This is a genomic window from Microbacterium sp. (assembly GCF_046295495.1).
Classification (GTDB): Bacteria; Actinomycetota; Actinomycetes; order Actinomycetales; family Microbacteriaceae; genus Microbacterium.
Genome location: NZ_JBKBNC010000015.1, coordinates 60,506 through 74,533 on the forward strand (window position 1 = coordinate 60,506; position 14,028 = coordinate 74,533).

General features: G+C 72.3%; 18 protein-coding genes. 10 read left to right on the forward strand and 8 right to left on the reverse strand.

The window, feature by feature from the left end; all coding sequences use genetic code 11:
* The first annotated feature begins 29 nt into the window (after positions 1 to 29).
* Both ACK4LS_RS08070 and ACK4LS_RS08075 read left to right on the forward strand, forming a co-directional pair.
* Positions 30 to 1,070 (forward strand): LLM class flavin-dependent oxidoreductase, encoded by a 1,041-nt coding sequence (locus tag ACK4LS_RS08070; RefSeq protein ID WP_409715851.1) that lies wholly within the window; start codon positions 30 to 32, stop codon positions 1,068 to 1,070.
* Positions 1,071 to 1,197: 127 nt separating this feature from the next.
* The gene (locus ACK4LS_RS08075) at positions 1,198 to 1,686 is read left to right on the forward strand and encodes a GNAT family N-acetyltransferase (RefSeq protein ID WP_409715795.1); all 489 of its coding nucleotides are present in this window, start codon (positions 1,198 to 1,200) and stop codon (positions 1,684 to 1,686) included.
* On the opposite strand, the gene ACK4LS_RS08080 is transcribed toward ACK4LS_RS08075, so the two are convergent.
* Positions 1,670 to 2,095, reverse strand: a complete 426-nt coding sequence (locus ACK4LS_RS08080; RefSeq protein WP_409715798.1) for a hypothetical protein — start codon at positions 2,093 to 2,095, stop codon at positions 1,670 to 1,672. The two genes, ACK4LS_RS08075 and ACK4LS_RS08080, sit on opposite strands and share 17 nt — an antisense overlap.
* Before the next feature lie 76 nt (positions 2,096 to 2,171).
* Entirely contained in the window at positions 2,172 to 2,465 is a 294-nt protein-coding gene (locus tag ACK4LS_RS08085) for a hypothetical protein (RefSeq protein ID WP_409715801.1), read from the reverse strand.
* Between the two features lie 100 nt (positions 2,466 to 2,565).
* Between ACK4LS_RS08085 and ACK4LS_RS08090 the strand changes: the two genes are divergently transcribed.
* Positions 2,566 to 3,522: an NAD-dependent epimerase/dehydratase family protein gene (locus tag ACK4LS_RS08090; protein ID WP_409715804.1), complete on the forward strand. Its 957-nt coding sequence runs from the start codon at positions 2,566 to 2,568 to the stop codon at positions 3,520 to 3,522.
* Here ACK4LS_RS08090 and ACK4LS_RS08095 read toward each other — a convergent pair.
* Complete coding sequence (locus tag ACK4LS_RS08095) at positions 3,519 to 4,082, reverse strand: ribonuclease H (RefSeq protein WP_409715807.1); 564 nt, start codon at positions 4,080 to 4,082, stop codon at positions 3,519 to 3,521. The two genes, ACK4LS_RS08090 and ACK4LS_RS08095, sit on opposite strands and share 4 nt — an antisense overlap.
* Before the next feature lie 175 nt (positions 4,083 to 4,257).
* On the opposite strand from ACK4LS_RS08095, the gene ACK4LS_RS08100 reads away from it, so the two are divergent.
* Positions 4,258 to 4,791 (forward strand): hypothetical protein, encoded by a 534-nt coding sequence (locus tag ACK4LS_RS08100; protein WP_409715810.1) that lies wholly within the window; start codon positions 4,258 to 4,260, stop codon positions 4,789 to 4,791.
* A gap of 145 nt (positions 4,792 to 4,936) precedes the next feature.
* Here ACK4LS_RS08100 and gnd read toward each other — a convergent pair whose 3' ends face one another.
* The 3 genes from gnd to ACK4LS_RS08115 all read right to left on the reverse strand — a co-directional run bounded on the left by gnd (position 4,937) and on the right by ACK4LS_RS08115 (position 7,085).
* Entirely contained in the window at positions 4,937 to 5,998 is a 1,062-nt protein-coding gene (gene gnd / locus ACK4LS_RS08105; protein ID WP_409715812.1) for a phosphogluconate dehydrogenase (NAD(+)-dependent, decarboxylating), read from the reverse strand.
* A gap of 82 nt (positions 5,999 to 6,080) precedes the next feature.
* Positions 6,081 to 6,593: a bifunctional nuclease family protein gene (locus tag ACK4LS_RS08110; protein ID WP_409715815.1), complete on the reverse strand. Its 513-nt coding sequence runs from the start codon at positions 6,591 to 6,593 to the stop codon at positions 6,081 to 6,083.
* A 132-nt stretch (positions 6,594 to 6,725) separates the two neighbouring features.
* Positions 6,726 to 7,085 (reverse strand): hypothetical protein, encoded by a 360-nt coding sequence (locus tag ACK4LS_RS08115; RefSeq protein ID WP_409715817.1) that lies wholly within the window; start codon positions 7,083 to 7,085, stop codon positions 6,726 to 6,728.
* A gap of 231 nt (positions 7,086 to 7,316) precedes the next feature.
* On the opposite strand from ACK4LS_RS08115, the gene ACK4LS_RS08120 reads away from it, so the two are divergent.
* Both ACK4LS_RS08120 and ACK4LS_RS08125 read left to right on the forward strand, forming a co-directional pair.
* Positions 7,317 to 7,598, forward strand: coding sequence for a metal-sensitive transcriptional regulator (locus ACK4LS_RS08120; protein WP_056230224.1), 282 nt, complete (start codon positions 7,317 to 7,319; stop codon positions 7,596 to 7,598).
* A gap of 9 nt (positions 7,599 to 7,607) precedes the next feature.
* Positions 7,608 to 7,952, forward strand: coding sequence for a heavy-metal-associated domain-containing protein (locus ACK4LS_RS08125; RefSeq protein ID WP_409715821.1), 345 nt, complete (start codon positions 7,608 to 7,610; stop codon positions 7,950 to 7,952).
* Between the two features lie 139 nt (positions 7,953 to 8,091).
* On the opposite strand, the gene ACK4LS_RS08130 is transcribed toward ACK4LS_RS08125, so the two are convergent.
* Together ACK4LS_RS08130 and ACK4LS_RS08135 are read right to left on the reverse strand one after the other, a co-directional pair.
* Positions 8,092 to 8,388, reverse strand: a complete 297-nt coding sequence (locus tag ACK4LS_RS08130; protein WP_409715824.1) for a hypothetical protein — start codon at positions 8,386 to 8,388, stop codon at positions 8,092 to 8,094.
* A gap of 100 nt (positions 8,389 to 8,488) precedes the next feature.
* Positions 8,489 to 9,034 carry a PadR family transcriptional regulator gene (locus tag ACK4LS_RS08135; RefSeq protein ID WP_409715827.1) on the reverse strand — a complete coding sequence of 182 codons (546 nt, stop codon included), beginning with the start codon at positions 9,032 to 9,034 and terminating at the stop codon, positions 8,489 to 8,491.
* Positions 9,035 to 9,198: 164 nt separating this feature from the next.
* Between ACK4LS_RS08135 and ACK4LS_RS08140 the strand changes: the two genes are divergently transcribed.
* From ACK4LS_RS08140 to ACK4LS_RS08155, 4 genes are all read left to right on the forward strand, one after another.
* Positions 9,199 to 10,638, forward strand: a complete 1,440-nt coding sequence (locus ACK4LS_RS08140) for a cytochrome ubiquinol oxidase subunit I (RefSeq protein ID WP_409715830.1) — start codon at positions 9,199 to 9,201, stop codon at positions 10,636 to 10,638.
* 17 nt (positions 10,639 to 10,655) lie between these two features.
* Complete coding sequence (cydB, locus tag ACK4LS_RS08145) at positions 10,656 to 11,687, forward strand: cytochrome d ubiquinol oxidase subunit II (protein ID WP_409715833.1); 1,032 nt, start codon at positions 10,656 to 10,658, stop codon at positions 11,685 to 11,687.
* A gap of 10 nt (positions 11,688 to 11,697) precedes the next feature.
* On the forward strand, positions 11,698 to 13,434 hold the full coding sequence (gene cydD, locus ACK4LS_RS08150; protein ID WP_409715836.1) for a thiol reductant ABC exporter subunit CydD: 1,737 nt from the start codon (positions 11,698 to 11,700) through the stop codon (positions 13,432 to 13,434).
* A partial coding sequence (locus tag ACK4LS_RS08155) for an ABC transporter transmembrane domain-containing protein (protein ID WP_409715839.1) occupies positions 13,431 to 14,028 on the forward strand: 598 nt, incomplete at its 3' end. The genes cydD and ACK4LS_RS08155, both read left to right, overlap by 4 nt.

Sequence of the window (14,028 nt, forward strand, 5' to 3'; positions counted from 1 at the left end):
AGATCAGGATGCCGTGCGTTGCACCGCACATGCGCTCCTTCGGCACACTCTCCTTCGGCCATTACGGCCCCCTCGGCGGCGGGCATCACCTGTCGGCCGGCGACTCGATGCTCCAGGCGATCGACCTCGCCCAGGGCATGGACGACCTCGGCGTGAACGGCATCTCGTTCCGGGTGCACCACTTCGCCCGTCAGCAGGCGGCCCCCATGCCGCTGCTCGCCGCGATCGCCGCGCGCACCTCGCGCATCGAGGTCGGCACCGGCGTCATCGACATGCGGTACGAGAACCCGCTCATGCTCGCCGAGGAGGCGGCATCCGTCGATCTCATCAGCGGCAACCGCCTCGCCCTCGGCGTGAGCCGTGGCTCACCCGAAACGGTCCAGCGGGGCTACGAGGCCTTCGGCTACACCGGCTCGCAGGACCCGCGCGGAGCCGACATCGCCCGCGAGCACTTCGATCTGTTCCTCCGCGCGATCGACGGCGAGGGCCTGGCCGAGCGCGACCCGATGAGTCCCTTCGGCGGCGGCACGGGCCTGCAGCGCATCGAGCCGCACTCCCCCGGCCTGCGCACGCGCATCTGGTGGGGCGCCGGCACGACGGCGACCGCGGAATGGGCGGGCCGCATCGGCGTCAACCTCATGTCGTCGACGCTGCTCACCGAGGCCGACGGAACCCCCTTCGACATCCTGCAGGCGCAGCAGCTCGACGCCTTCCGCGCCGCCTGGCGCGAGGCCGGGCACCCGGGTGAGCCGCGCACGTCCGTCAGCCGCAGCATCTTCCCGATCGTGACGGCCGAGGACGAGATGTACTTCAGCGGCTCGGCCGGCTCCGACCAGATCGGCGTCATCGACGGCATGCGCTCGACCTTCGGCAAGACCTACGCCGCACCCCCCGAGGTGCTCGTGGAACAGCTGCAGAACGACGCCGCGGTCATGAGCGCCGACACGCTCATGCTGACCATCCCGTCGCAGATGGGCGTGGAGTTCAACCTGCGCCTGGTCGAGAACTTCGCCACGCACGTCGCGCCGGCCCTCGGCTGGCAGCCGACCACCGCGGGCGTCCCCGCCTGACCCCCGAACCGTGAACGGACCCGGATGCCGCCCCCTCGGCATCCGGGTCCGTTCGTCCTGTCACGCGCGGGCCCGCGGAGGGCTCGCTGTCCGGCGCGGGCGCGGTGGGCGTGCGTATCGTGAGACGGTGATCTCCGTCCGCGCAGCCGTCTTCCCCCGCGACGCCGGGGCGGTGTCGGCCCTCGTCGCCGACTACCTGCGGCAGACGGAAGCCGAGAAGGGGGATCACGGCCTGGTGGCACCCCACGCGCCGCTACCCGACCGCTACGCCCGCGAGATCGACGATCCCGCGTCGGTCTTCGCCGCGCGGCGCGTGCTGCTGGGGTCTGTCGACGGCGTCGACTGCGGCGTCGTCGTGGTCGACGACACCGCCGGCGTCACCGAGATCTCCCGGTTCTGGACAACCCCGCCCGCGCGCGGCCGCGGCGTGGGATCAGCGCTCCTGTCCGCCGCTCTCGAGGGAGCGACAGGTGCGGCACGCCTGTCGGTGTGGGAGTGGCGTGCGCCCGCCCTCAGCCTCTACCGGCGGTGGGGGTTCGCGGAGGTCGCGTCGTGGGACGACCGGCCGCAGCTCGTGTGCCTCGAACGCGCCGCGCCCGTCAGCGCCACGACGTGACACCGCGCGAGCGCGCGATGGTCTGCGACACGAGGTACTCGCCCCACGCCAGCGCGTAGGCCCCGAGCGCCGCCCAGGTCCACCCCGACGGCAGCACGCCCGCCAGGCCGAGCAGCCCCGCGGCGATGAGCGCGGCCACCACGATGAGCACCGGCACGACGGCCCGAGCGGCCACGAGCGCGCCGTCGGATTTCCAGATGACCAGGATCGCGCCCGCGGTGGCCAGCAGCAGGATGACCGGCGTCCACCACGAGCCGAGCGCGGCCATGGAGATGGACGCCCCCACGCCGGCGACGCCGAGCGAGGTGGAGCGCAGAAGACGGATCCTCGCCGCGCGAGCGGGCGTTGCGCGAGCGGGCGTTGCGCGAGCGGGCGTCGAGGCGGCGGGCGTCGAGCGGGCGGCAGACACGTGGAGCTCCTTCGGGGCCGGGGTCCCCCCAGCGTAGGCGCCCTCTCGCTCGAGCCGGGCTCACCCGACGGACGGGTCAGCGCCGGACGGGGAGCTGACGCCCGGCATCGCGCCCGTGCGCAGCCTCGAAGGCGCGGATCCTCCGGACGGAGGCGATCACGCGCACGATCCCCACGACGAGGATCGCGAGATACGCCAGGAGCGCCAGCCACCGCCAAATCGGGGGTGCGGGGTCGACGTTCGCCAGCTGCAGGATCGCCATCGACGTCAAGAGAGCGGCGAAGACGATCACCCACACCGCTGCCGTGCGCGCCCGCGCCAGCACCATCCGCTGCTGAACGAGCGACGGCGTGGCTCCGGGGGGCTTCATCCATCCGTTCTACCGGATGCGCGCACTCGCGGGCACCCCCGCGCATCCGCCGTGCGCGAACCCCCTGCATCCGTGCCCAGCGTCGTGCTTGGCTGTCCGGATGAGACGCCTCCTCATCCTCGGCGGAACCGCCTGGCTCGGTCGGGCCATCGCGACGGCGGCGCTGGCCGCCGGCGCCGACGTCACGTGCTTCGCCCGCGGGGAGTCCGGCACCGTCGCACCGGGCGCGCGGCTGATCCGCGCCGACCGGCGGGACCCCGGCGCCTATGACGCGCTCACCGGCGACTGGGATGACGTCGTCGAGCTGTCGTGGGACGCCGACTTCGTGGCATCCGCTCTCGACGCCCTCGCCGATCGCGCGGCGCACTGGACGCTCGTGTCGAGCGTGTCCGTGTACGCCCACGCCGACACGCCCTTCGCCGACGAGACGGCCGAGCTCGTCGAACCTCGAGACCTGACGGAGTACGCGGATGCCAAGGTGCACGCCGAGCGGCTCACCCTGGCGCATCTGGGCGATCGTGCGCTGATCGCACGGGCCGGGCTCATCGTCGGCCCCGGCGACCCGACCGACCGCTTCGGGTCGTGGCCCGCGCGCTTCGCCCGCGGCGGGCGCGTGCTCGTCCCCGAGACCGATGGACGATACGTGCAGGGCATCGACGTCGACGACCTCGGCGACTGGATCCAGCGGGCCGGGCGCGCGGGCGTGACCGGGGCGATCAACGCGGTCGGCGAGGAGTTGCCGCTGGCCACGGTGTTCGCGGCGGCTCGCGAGGCGGCCGGCCACGACGGGGAAACCGTCACGCTCGACGACGACACGCTCCTCGCCCGCGGGGTGCAGCACTGGACGGGTCCGCGGTCGCTGGCGCTGTGGCTCCCGCCGAGCGCGAGCGGGTTCGCCCGGCGCAGTGACGCCGCCTTCGTGGCATCCGGGGGTCGACGCCGTCCGCTGGCCGAGACGATGGCGCGCACCCTCGCGGACGAGCGCGCACGCGGCCTCGACCGCCCCCGTCGCGCCGGCCTCACCGCCGTCGAGGAAGCGGACGTGCTCGGAGGCTAACGCCCGTTGCGATCGGCCGCGGAGCGCGGGGGCGCCGTGGCGACCTCGAGCCGGTCGAGACCGCGCAGCGAGGTCCAGATGAGCTCCTCGCCCTTGGCCGCGTGCTGCGAGGCCCGCACCGCGCGCTCGTCGGCCCACGAATTGAGCACGTGACCGGAGTGCCCGCGCACGTGCTCGAGCACGACGTCGGGCAGGCCGGCGGACCGTCGGGCGTCGCGCGCCTCGATGAGGGCCTCGAGGATGCCGCGATTGGCGACGGGCTTCTTCGCGCTCGTCACCCACCCGCGACGGCGGTGCCCGTCCATCCACGACGAATACGTGTCGATGGCGTACTTCGAATCGGCCTGCACGACGAGATCGCGCACCTCGGCGTGGTCGGTGATCGCGTGCAGCAGGCCCAGCAGCTCGCCGATGTTGTTCGTGCCCGAGGGGATGGAACCGGCGGCCCAGTGTCCGTCTTCGCCGACCCACGCCCAGCCGGCTGGACCCGGGTTGCCCTTGCAGGCACCGTCGGTGGCCACCACGTATCGATCGGGGGAAGCGGATGCCGAACTGCTCATCCCTCTAGTCTCCCCTCTCCGAAGAGCCGGTCCGTCACGGGTGAGGGCCCGGGCGAACCGCGCGCCGCCCCCGGCAGCGGGGTCGTGGACGTCGCACGAGGGCGCACGTGGACTGTGCCAGCCTGGCGCGGTCCACCGTGCCCCTTCGCGTCCTCCCTCGAGAAAGCCCCTCGCCATGCCGTCGTCGTCCGCGCCCCGTCCCCGTCTCCACCCCGTCGCGGTCGCCGCCCTCGTGGTGGGCGGGGCGGTCATCCTGGCCGCACTCGCGTTCCTGGCGTGGTTCCTGACCGCGCAGCAGGCCGCCTCCCCGAACGGGGACGCCACCCGCAAGCTCGTGCAGTGGCAGGAGGTCTTCGAGAAGTACCGCGACGTCCACGGCACGTTCCCCGACCTCCCCGCCGGAGGGTACTGCCTGGGCACGGGCTTCCCGGTCGGCACCGGCGGCACGGCCAACTGCCGTGACTACGACGCGCTGACCTTCTACACCGAGGCCGCCAGCATCCCTCTCCTCCAGGCACTGTCGGAGGTGGGCGAGCTGCCCACCGGCGCCTCCGCCCCCGTGCGCGGCACCGTCGGGCCGTACGCCCTCGTCGACGACACGAGCGTGCACCTGCTCACGGCCGAGAGTGGAACGTGCGAAGCCCCCGCCGTCGATATCTGGAACGACGGCGAGGGCCTGCACATCTGCGAGATCCTCCTGCAACGCTGAGCGGGCGGGCCCGGCGCACGGTCTGATCGCACGGTCACGGCGCGGGATGCGGGCGCCCCGTCTCCGGAGCGACGACGCAGCCGCGCCCGCCCAGCCGACAGCCTCCGCCGGATCGCGTCAGCCGAAGCGCGTCAGCCGGATCGGGTCAGTCGCGGCCGCTCTCGGCCTTCTTCGACCCGGCCTCGAGCACGTCGCCCGCGGGCAACTCCTGGTGGCCGCCGAATTGCAGACGCATCGCCGACAGCACCTGGTTGGCGAAGCGGTCCTCGCCACGCGAGGCGAACCGCTCGAACAGCGACGCCGCCAGCACCGGTACCGGAACACCCGTGTCGACGGCCGCCTTGACCGTCCAGCGGCCTTCGCCCGAGTCCGAGACGCGACCGGCGAGACCGTCGAGGGTGGGGTTCTGCGCGAGGGCGGCCGCGGTCAGGTCGAGCAACCACGACGAGATCACCGACCCACGACGCCACAGCTCGGTGACGCGCGCGGTGTCGATGTCGAACTGGTAGAACTCCGGCTCCTCGAGCGGCGCGACCTCCGCCGAGTGCTCGCCCTGGTGGAGGCCCGCGTCGGCGTTATTCAAGACGTTGAGCCCCTCGGCGAGCGCGGCCATGATGCCGTATTCGATGCCGTTGTGCACCATCTTCACGAAGTGCCCGGCGCCCGACGGCCCGCAGTGGAGGTAGCCGCGCTCCTCGGTGGTGTAATCGCCGGTGCGGCCGGGCGTGCGCTCGACCTCGCCGGGGCCGGGGGCCACGGTGCACAGGACGGGCTCGAGGTGCGCGACGGCCTCCTCGTGGCCGCCGACCATGAGGCAGTAGCCGCGTTCGAGGCCGAACACGCCCCCGCTGGTGCCGACGTCGACGTAGTGGATGCCGCTCTCGTTCAGCTTCGCGGCGCGGCGCACGTCATCGCGGTAGTTCGAGTTTCCGCCGTCGATGATGATGTCGCCGGGCTCGAGCACCTCGGCGACCTGGTCGACGACCGAGCCGGTGAGACCGGCGGGGATCATCAGCCACACGGCGCGGGGCTTCTGCAGCTTCGAGGCGAGGTCGGCGATGCTGGTCGCACCGGTGGCCCCTTCCGCGGCGAGATCCGCCACGGCATCCTGGTTCACGTCGAACACGACGCAGTCGTGACCGTCTCTCATGAGCCTGCGGACGATGTTGGCGCCCATCCGTCCGAGCCCGACCATGGCGAGTTGCATCCGTACCCCGTTCGTCGTGGATCGCGACCGCGGCACGCGGCCCCTCCGCGAGTCTAGGAGCGTGCGAGGGGGTGGCGGACCGTCAGCCCTGGAAGTCCTCGGGATCGACGTCGTCGAGGAAGCGGCGGAATTCCTGCACCCGCTCCTCCTCGACGTCCTCCCCGCCCGCGGCCTCGAGTTCGACGGCCTCGTCAGGGACGCCCGCCTCGGCGAAGACCGCCTCGGCGACCCACAGCGGCGCGTCCGCGCGAGCGCCCAGGGCGATGGCATCCGAGGGCCGCGCGTCGAACGTGCGCTGCCCGGCCGGCGTGTTCAGCACGAGACGGGCGTGGAAGGTGCCCTCATCGAGGTGCGTGACCTCCACCCGGTCGACGGATGCCGAGAGCTCGCCGAGCATGGCGGTCATGAGGTCGTGAGCGAGCGGGCGCGGCGACCCCGTGCCCTCGATCGCGACGAGGATCGACATGGCCTCCTGCGCCCCGATCCACACCGGTAGAACGCGCTCCCCGTCGGCGGCGGTGTCGAGGGGCTTCAGCAGGATGACGTGCTGCTGGGCCGGGTCGAGGGCGACGCCGACCACCTGGACCCGGATCATGACGCCCATCGTACGTCCCGTCGTCGTGCGCCGTCGGGGCTGCACGGATGCCGAGGGCCGGGCGCATCGAGGAGGCGGCGCTGTACGACGCGATGTCGAGCGCGCAGACGACGCGCGACGTCGCCGCGGCGTTCACCACCCGAACGCGTTGAACCAGTCGCGCCGGTGGTCGGCGTCGGCACGCGAGGCGTCGCCGCGCCAGGAGTCGTGCGGCGCGAGGGTCGCGTCGGCGAGGGTCACGAACGCCCAGCACACCGGGCAGACCGCGCGTCTGTGGGGGAAGCCGTCGGGGAGGGTCGCCGCGGGCTCCGCCGGGGCGCCGCCGCCGGGGCATGCGGGCGGGTCGGCCTGCAGGTCGCTCCACAGCAGGCGACCACCCTTGCGGTGGTGCAGGCCGCGATGGCCGTTCTCACGAGTGCAGATCTCGCCGTTTCGTCGGCTGAGGCAGAGTCTCCGAGCGGCGCCCGGGAGCCCCGCCAGTGTTCGCGTCATCCTTCGATTCTCGCCGCTGCGAGCGCAGCGGGGGCAGGTGCGGGATGCGCACGGGGCGGTGCGGTCCGGTGGGGAAGGATTCGGTGGTCATCGCCGACCACCACCAGTCTGACGAGAAAGCATGTCGACCTCCTGATGCTCCGACGTTCCGTCATGGCGCCGCCGAAGCCGAGGGGGTTGACACGCGGGGAGACGGTGCTATGGATACCCCATGGGGGTATCATCGGAGACATGCACGGGTACGAGGGCCACAAGGACGACCTGCTGAAGCGCCTGCGCCGCGCAGAGGGCCAGGTCCGCGGAATCGCGCGCATGGTCGACGACGACCAGTACTGCATCGACATCCTCACCCAGGTGTCGGCCGTGACCAAGGCGCTCGAGAACGTCGCCCTCTCGCTGCTCGACGACCACCTCTCGCACTGCGTGGCCGAGGCGGCCGCGCAGGGGGGCCCGGTCGCCGAAGAGAAGCTGAAAGAGGCCAACCAGGCCATCGCGCGCCTGGTCCGCTCATAAGGAGATCACATGACCGAACAGCGCATCGACCTCGGACTCACCACCGCGACCACCCCGGCCGGTGGCGGATGCGGCGACGGCTGCGGGTGCGGCCACCGCGCGGCCGCACCGGGTGCCGCGGCATCCATCCCCTCCGCCGCCGCACCGCGTGAGCTCCGCGTCGAAGGGATGACCTGCGACCACTGCGTGCGCGCCGTCACCGAGGAGCTGAACGCGCTCGAGGGCGTCGAGGTCGTCGACGTCGACCTGCGGGTGGGCGGCGCCTCCGTGGTGCGCATCGCGTCGACCGGCGCGGCGGACGCGGGCGCTCTCGCGGCGGCGATCGACGAAGCCGGCTACACGCTCACGCGCTGAATACGCCACGCGAGCACGCCACGCGAGCGCGCACCGGGCGACCCGGTGACGGTGCGGGCGGGAAGTCGACAGCGAACCGACGCTCGCGCCGGACGCCTCCGCGCCGGTGCGGCCGGGCGTCCGCGAGCCCGAGTCCCGCTCAGAGCGCGCGGCGCACGAGCACGTCCACCGCGGCGTGGAACGTGAGGTGTTGCGACATCTCGACCGCGCGGTCGTACCGCTGCCCGCCGAGGGCGACGAACACCGCGCCCACCACCTCGACGTAGCCGACGATGTACCCGTCGCGGGCGACCTCGTACAGGTCGAGGTCGATGCGCGTCCACGGGATCTCGGTGAAGGCGGGCGGCGCGGCGACCGTCGTGGCGGCCGCCTTCGCGGCGGCGCGAGCGGCGGACTTCGGCGAACCCGGGCGGCTGAGCGGTGCTTCCATGACCATGTGAGAACTCCTTGGGTCGTCCGGGGTGTTCTCAGGGTGCGCTGTCGATCGATGATCGACGCCGGGCTTGACGGATCGACGGTCCGGCGGTACTCGGTCCTCAGCCGCCGGAACGCACGGGGCGACCGCGTCGCGGGCGCTCGTCCAACAGGGCGAAGGGTTCGGCCGCGGCCGTGAGCTCCTCGACCTCGTCGAGCCAGCGCAGGTCGGCCTCCAGCCGCGCCCGCCGGGCCATCCGCACGATCGCGGCGGGTACGGCATCCGCAACCTCCCCCGCGACCTCCGCGAGCGCTTCGCGCACCGCCGCGCGCTGCGCCGAGAGGATCGCGTCGACGTCAGCGCCGGGGAGGGTCACGGCGAGGGCGATCTTCAGCGCCACCTCGTCGCGCCCCTCGGGCAGCGAGGCCGCCGACAACCACGACCGCGCCTCCGCCCGACCGGCCTCCGTCGGCCGCCACAGCACGCGCGCCTCGTCGTCGACGCCGCCGCTCTCGACCAGCCCGTCGCGCTCGAGGCGCTCGAGTGTCGTGTACACCTGCCCGACGTTCACGCGGGCGCCGGTACGCCGCTCGTACTCGGCGCGCAGTTGCGAGCCGTAGCAGTCGCCGCGATCGAGGATCGCGAGCAGACTCTGGCGCACCGACATGCGGTCTCCTCGCGGGCTCGAGCAAATGACTTTCCGAGTAAGTGTAAAGGGATGCCGTCCGCCGCGGTCAGGTGGTTCGACGCCGAATCATCGCCCGGCGGGGTATCGAGGCCGGGCGTAGCATGTGGTCTGACCACATAACACGGTTCGATCGGAGGCTCCTGATGGAGTGGCTCGACCCCCTCGCCCTCGCCCGCTGGCAGTTCGGGTTGACGACGCTGTACCACTTCCTGTTCGTGCCGCTGACGCTGGGGATGTCGCTGATCGTGGCGATCTTCCAGACCGTCTGGTACCGCACCGGAGACGTGCGGTGGCTGCACCTCACGCGCTTCTTCGGGAAGATCTTCCTCATCAACTTCGCCATGGGCGTCGTGACCGGCATCGTGCAGGAGTTCCAGTTCGGCATGAACTGGTCGGCCTACTCGCGCTTCGTCGGCGACGTCTTCGGCGCCCCGCTCGCCTTCGAGGGACTGCTCGCGTTCTTCCTCGAGGCGACCTTCATCGGCCTGTGGATCTTCGGGTGGGACAAGCTCCCCCGCCTCGCGCACCTCGCGAGCATCTGGATGGCCACCATCGGCGCCACCCTGTCGGCGTACTTCATCATCGCCGCGAACGCGTTCATGCAGAACCCGGTCGGCTACCAGATGTCGGCGGAGGGCCACCGGGCCGAGCTCGTCGACTTCTGGGCGCTCCTTACCAACCCCGTCGCCCTCGCCGCCTTCCCGCACACGATCTTCGCCGGGTGGATGTTCGCCGCCATGGTCGTCGTGGCCGTCTCCGCCTGGCACATGGCCCGGGGCCGCAACACCGACATGATGCGCAAGACCCTGCGCTTCGGCCTGTGGTCGACGCTGGTGTCGTTCGTGCTCGTCGCGATCGTCGGCGACCAGCTCAGCCTCGTGATGGTCGCGACCCAGCCGATGAAGATGGCCGCCGCCGAGGCGACGTTCAACACCGTGTGCGGTCAGGACGCCTCGTTCTCGATCTTCACGCTCGGCACACCGGACGGCACGAGCGAGCTGTTCTCGATCCGCGTGCCCTTCCTGCTCAGCATCCTGTCGACGCACTCGCTCGACGGCTGCGTCGAGGGCATCAACGACCTCAACACCCTCTACAGCCAGCAGATGTTCCCGCAGTTCGCCGATCAGGTCGACGGCAACTTCGCCCCCGTCCTGTGGGTCACCTACTGGGCGTTCCGCTGGATGATCGCCCTCGGCGGCATCGCCGCCCTGGTGAGCGTCGTGGGGCTGTGGGTCACGCGCAAGAAGGCGACCCGCCCGGTCGCCCCGTGGATGTGGCGCGTGGCGATCTGGGCGGCTCCCCTGCCGATGCTCGCGAGCCTCGTCGGGTGGGTCTTCACCGAGATGGGCCGCCAGCCGTGGATCGTGTTCGGCCTCATGCTCACCGAGGACGGCGTCTCGCCGAGCGTCCCGGGGTGGAGCGTGCTGGTCTCGCTCGTCGCCTTCACCCTCGTCTACCTCAGCCTCGCGATCGTCGAGTTCGGTCTCATCGTGAAATTCGCGCAGAAGGGCCCCGAGCCCCTGCCCGACCCGGATGCCGAGCACGACGACTCCGTCGAGAACACCCCGACCACGGTCTACTGAGCACGCAGGAGAACATCATGGATCTCGCACACCTCTGGTTCTGGATCGTCGCCTTCCTCTTCGTCGGCTACTTCGTGCTCGACGGGTTCGACTTCGGCGTGGGCATGTCGATCCCCTTCCTCGGCAAGGACGACATCGCCCGGCGCCAGATCATCAACACGATCGGCCCGGTGTGGGACCTCAACGAGACGTGGGTCATCGTCGCCGGCGCCGCCCTGTTCGCGTCGTTCCCGGAGTGGTACGCCACGCTCTTCAGCGGCTTCTACCTGCCGCTGCTGGTGATCCTGCTCGCCCTCATCGCCCGCGGCGTCTCGTTCGAGTACCGCCACCAGCGCGACTCGCTGCGCTGGAAGCGCTCGTTCGACCGCATGATCGTCACAGGATCCGCCCTCCCCGCCTTCCTCTGGGGCGTCGCCTTCGCCAACATCGTGCAGGGCGTGCCCCTGGATGCCGACCACGAGTACGTCGGAACGGTCCTCACCCTGCTGAACCCGTACGGCATCCTGGGCGGGCTCACGACCCTGCTGCTGTTCTTCACGCACGGCGTGTACTTCGTCGCGCTGAAGACCGACGGGCAGGTGCGTGCCGATGCCCGGCGCCTCGCCGTGCGGTCGGGGGCTCTCGCGATCGCCCTCGCGGCGCTGTTCCTGGGGTGGACGATCGTCAACGCCGCCAACGCACAGGCCCCGCTCCTGCTGGGGGTCGTGGCCCTCGCCGGGGTCGCGGCGCTGACGCTCATCGGCTCGTGGGTGGCGAACCTGCGCGACCGGGAGGGGACCGCGTTCACCCTCGGCGCCGTCACGATCGTCGCCGCGGTCGCGGCGCTCTTCTTCGCCCTCTTCCCGAACGTCATGCCCTCCACGCTCGCCGAGGGGTCGAGCCTCACCATCGACAACGCCTCGAGCACCGACTACACGCTGACGATCATGAGCTGGGCGGCGCTGATCTTCCTGCCGCTGATCCTCGCCTACCAGGGGTGGACGTACTGGGTGTTCCGCAAGCGCGTGACCCGCGCACGCATCGAGAAGGCCGCGCTCGTCGCGCACTGAGAGTCACGCCATGAAACCCGTCGACCCCCGGCTCGTCCGGTACGCCACCGCCTCACGGAGCTTCTTCGCCGTCACCGCGGCGATCGTGCTCGCGCAGACCGGGGTGATCGTCGGGTTCGCCTGGTTCCTGACCAGCGCGCTCGTCGGCGCGATCGAGGGCCGGCCGGTCGGCGCGCTCTGGGCAGACGTGGGGGCCGCGGCCTCCCTGGCCCTGGTGCGGGGGCTGCTGATCGCCGCGTCCGAGCGCGTCTCCGCGCGCGGGGCGGCCGCGGCGTCGCTGCAGCTGCGCGAGGCGGTCATCGCTGCGGTCGGTCGCCTGGGTCCGGCGTGGCTCGCGCGCCGCAACGCCGCGTCGCTGTCGCTCACGGCCGGCCACGGCCTCGAAGCGCTCGACGCCTACTTCGGGCGGTACCTGCCGCAGCTCGTGGCCACCGCGATCACGATGCCGATCCTCATCGGCGCGATGACCCTCGCCGATCCGCTCTCGGGCCTGACCGTCGTCCTGACCATCCCGCTCATCCCGCTGTTCATGGTGCTGATCGGTCTCGCGACCCGCGGCGTGCAGCAGAAGCAGTACCGCACCCTCGGCCGGCTCGCCGCGCGCTTCGCCGACACCGTGGAAGGCCTCGGCACCCTCACCGCCTTCGGCCGCCAGCACCGCGCCGCCGACACGATCGAGACGGTCACGCGCGACTACAAGCGCGAGACGATGACCGTGCTGCGCGTGTCGTTCCTCTCCGGCTTCGCGCTGGAGTTCCTGGCATCCATCTCGGTCGCGATCATCGCGGTGACGATCGGCTTCCGCCTGCTCGCGGGGGACCTGAGCCTGCTGGTCGGGCTGTTCGTGCTGCTGCTGGCGCCCGAGGCGTACCTGCCGCTGCGGCAGGTGGGCGTGCAGTTCCACGCGGCGAGCGAGGGTGTGGCGGCGACGGAGGAGATCTTCGACGCGCTCGACGCGGCGCGGGCGGACGCGGATGCCGACACCGCCGCCGCGACGGGCGCCGGCGTCACGGCCGTCGGGGCCTCCGCTGCCGGCGACCCCGCGCACGGGCGCGTGCTCGCTCTCGCGGGGGTCCGCGTCCGGCGCGGGGGGCTCCGGATGCCACGGGTGTCGCTGTCGGTGGGGCCGGGGGAGGTCGTGCTCGTGACGGGTCCCAGCGGCGTGGGCAAGTCGTCACTGGTCGCGGCGATCCTCGGGTACGCCGAGCACGACGGCGAAGTGCGGATCGACGGCGCCCCCGTGGCGCACGCGCGCGGCGCGGTGGCCTGGGTGGGTCAGCGCCCGGGCCTGGTGACGGGGACCGTGGCCGAGAACGTCGCGCTGGGCTCGACCGTCGAGGCCGCGCGGGTCGCCACGGCGCTCGCCGACGCCGGGGCCGCAGACCTCGACCCCTCGACGCCCCTCGGCGCGGGCGGGGCCGGGCTCTCGGGCGGCGAGGCGCAGCGCGTGGCCGTCGCCCGGGCGCTGTACCGCGCACGGGTCGTGGACGCACCGATCCTCGTGCTCGACGAGCCGTCGAGCGCCCTGGACGCCGACACCGAAGCGCACGTGTGGGCCACGCTGCGCCGCGAGGCCGACGCCGGACGCGGAGTGCTGCTGGTCTCGCACCGCCGCTCGGCCCGCGCGATCGCCGACCGCGTGGTGCAGGTGCACCCCGACCCCGCGATCGACGCCCCGGAGCCCGCGACCGGGGTCCGCGAGCCCGTCGAAGGGGTCGAACACCTCGACGCGCAGGTGCGCGCATGAACCCCCGCGTGCGCGGCATCCTCCGCTCGGCGATGCCCTCCCCGCGGCGGTTCGCCCCGGCGCTGCTGTCGGGTTTCGGCACCGCGGCCAGCGCGGTCGCGCTTCTCGCGGCGAGCGCGTGGCTGATCGCCCGCGCCGCCGAGCAGCCGCTCGTGATGTATCTGTCGGTCGCCGTGGTGGGGGTGCGGGCGTTCGCGCTGTCGCGCGGGGTGTTCCGCTACCTCGAGCGGCTGAGCGGCCACGACGCCGCCCTGCAGCAGGTGGCCGGCGTCCGTGCCGACCTCGTGCGCGACCTCGTGCCCCTCGCGCCCGACGGGCTCACCCGCTCCCGACGCGGCGGGTTGCTGTCGAGCGTCGTCGACGACGTCGAGGAGCTGCAGAACCTCCCCCTGCGCGTCGTGCTCCCGCTGGTCACCGCCGCCACGACCGCGCTCGCCGCCGTCGTGTTCACGGCGTTCGTGTCGTGGCCCGCCGCGCTCGTGCTGCTCGCGTGCCTGGCCGCGGCCTTCGCGATCGCGGTCGCGGCGGGCTGGGCGGCCGGGGCGCGCGCGGAGCGCTCGATCGCCCCGCTCCGAGCCGCCGTCGCCGACGCGG

Excerpts from the sequence above, each read along its gene's own strand:
- ACK4LS_RS08070 (WP_409715851.1), top strand. The coding sequence starts at position 30 with ATGCGCTCCTTCGGCACACTCTCCTTCGGCCATTACGGCCCCCTCGGC.
- ACK4LS_RS08085 (WP_409715801.1), bottom strand. The coding sequence starts at position 2,465 with ATGAAGCCCCCCGGAGCCACGCCGTCGCTCGTTCAGCAGCGGATGGTG.
- ACK4LS_RS08090 (WP_409715804.1), top strand. The coding sequence starts at position 2,566 with ATGAGACGCCTCCTCATCCTCGGCGGAACCGCCTGGCTCGGTCGGGCC.
- ACK4LS_RS08095 (WP_409715807.1), bottom strand. The coding sequence starts at position 4,082 with ATGAGCAGTTCGGCATCCGCTTCCCCCGATCGATACGTGGTGGCCACC.
- ACK4LS_RS08100 (WP_409715810.1), top strand. The coding sequence starts at position 4,258 with ATGCCGTCGTCGTCCGCGCCCCGTCCCCGTCTCCACCCCGTCGCGGTC.
- gnd (WP_409715812.1), bottom strand. The coding sequence starts at position 5,998 with ATGCAACTCGCCATGGTCGGGCTCGGACGGATGGGCGCCAACATCGTC.
- ACK4LS_RS08110 (WP_409715815.1), bottom strand. The coding sequence starts at position 6,593 with ATGATCCGGGTCCAGGTGGTCGGCGTCGCCCTCGACCCGGCCCAGCAG.
- ACK4LS_RS08115 (WP_409715817.1), bottom strand. The coding sequence starts at position 7,085 with ATGACGCGAACACTGGCGGGGCTCCCGGGCGCCGCTCGGAGACTCTGC.
- ACK4LS_RS08120 (WP_056230224.1), top strand. The coding sequence starts at position 7,317 with ATGCACGGGTACGAGGGCCACAAGGACGACCTGCTGAAGCGCCTGCGC.
- ACK4LS_RS08125 (WP_409715821.1), top strand. The coding sequence starts at position 7,608 with ATGACCGAACAGCGCATCGACCTCGGACTCACCACCGCGACCACCCCG.
- ACK4LS_RS08130 (WP_409715824.1), bottom strand. The coding sequence starts at position 8,388 with ATGGTCATGGAAGCACCGCTCAGCCGCCCGGGTTCGCCGAAGTCCGCC.
- ACK4LS_RS08135 (WP_409715827.1), bottom strand. The coding sequence starts at position 9,034 with ATGTCGGTGCGCCAGAGTCTGCTCGCGATCCTCGATCGCGGCGACTGC.
- ACK4LS_RS08140 (WP_409715830.1), top strand. The coding sequence starts at position 9,199 with ATGGAGTGGCTCGACCCCCTCGCCCTCGCCCGCTGGCAGTTCGGGTTG.
- cydB (WP_409715833.1), top strand. The coding sequence starts at position 10,656 with ATGGATCTCGCACACCTCTGGTTCTGGATCGTCGCCTTCCTCTTCGTC.
- cydD (WP_409715836.1), top strand. The coding sequence starts at position 11,698 with ATGAAACCCGTCGACCCCCGGCTCGTCCGGTACGCCACCGCCTCACGG.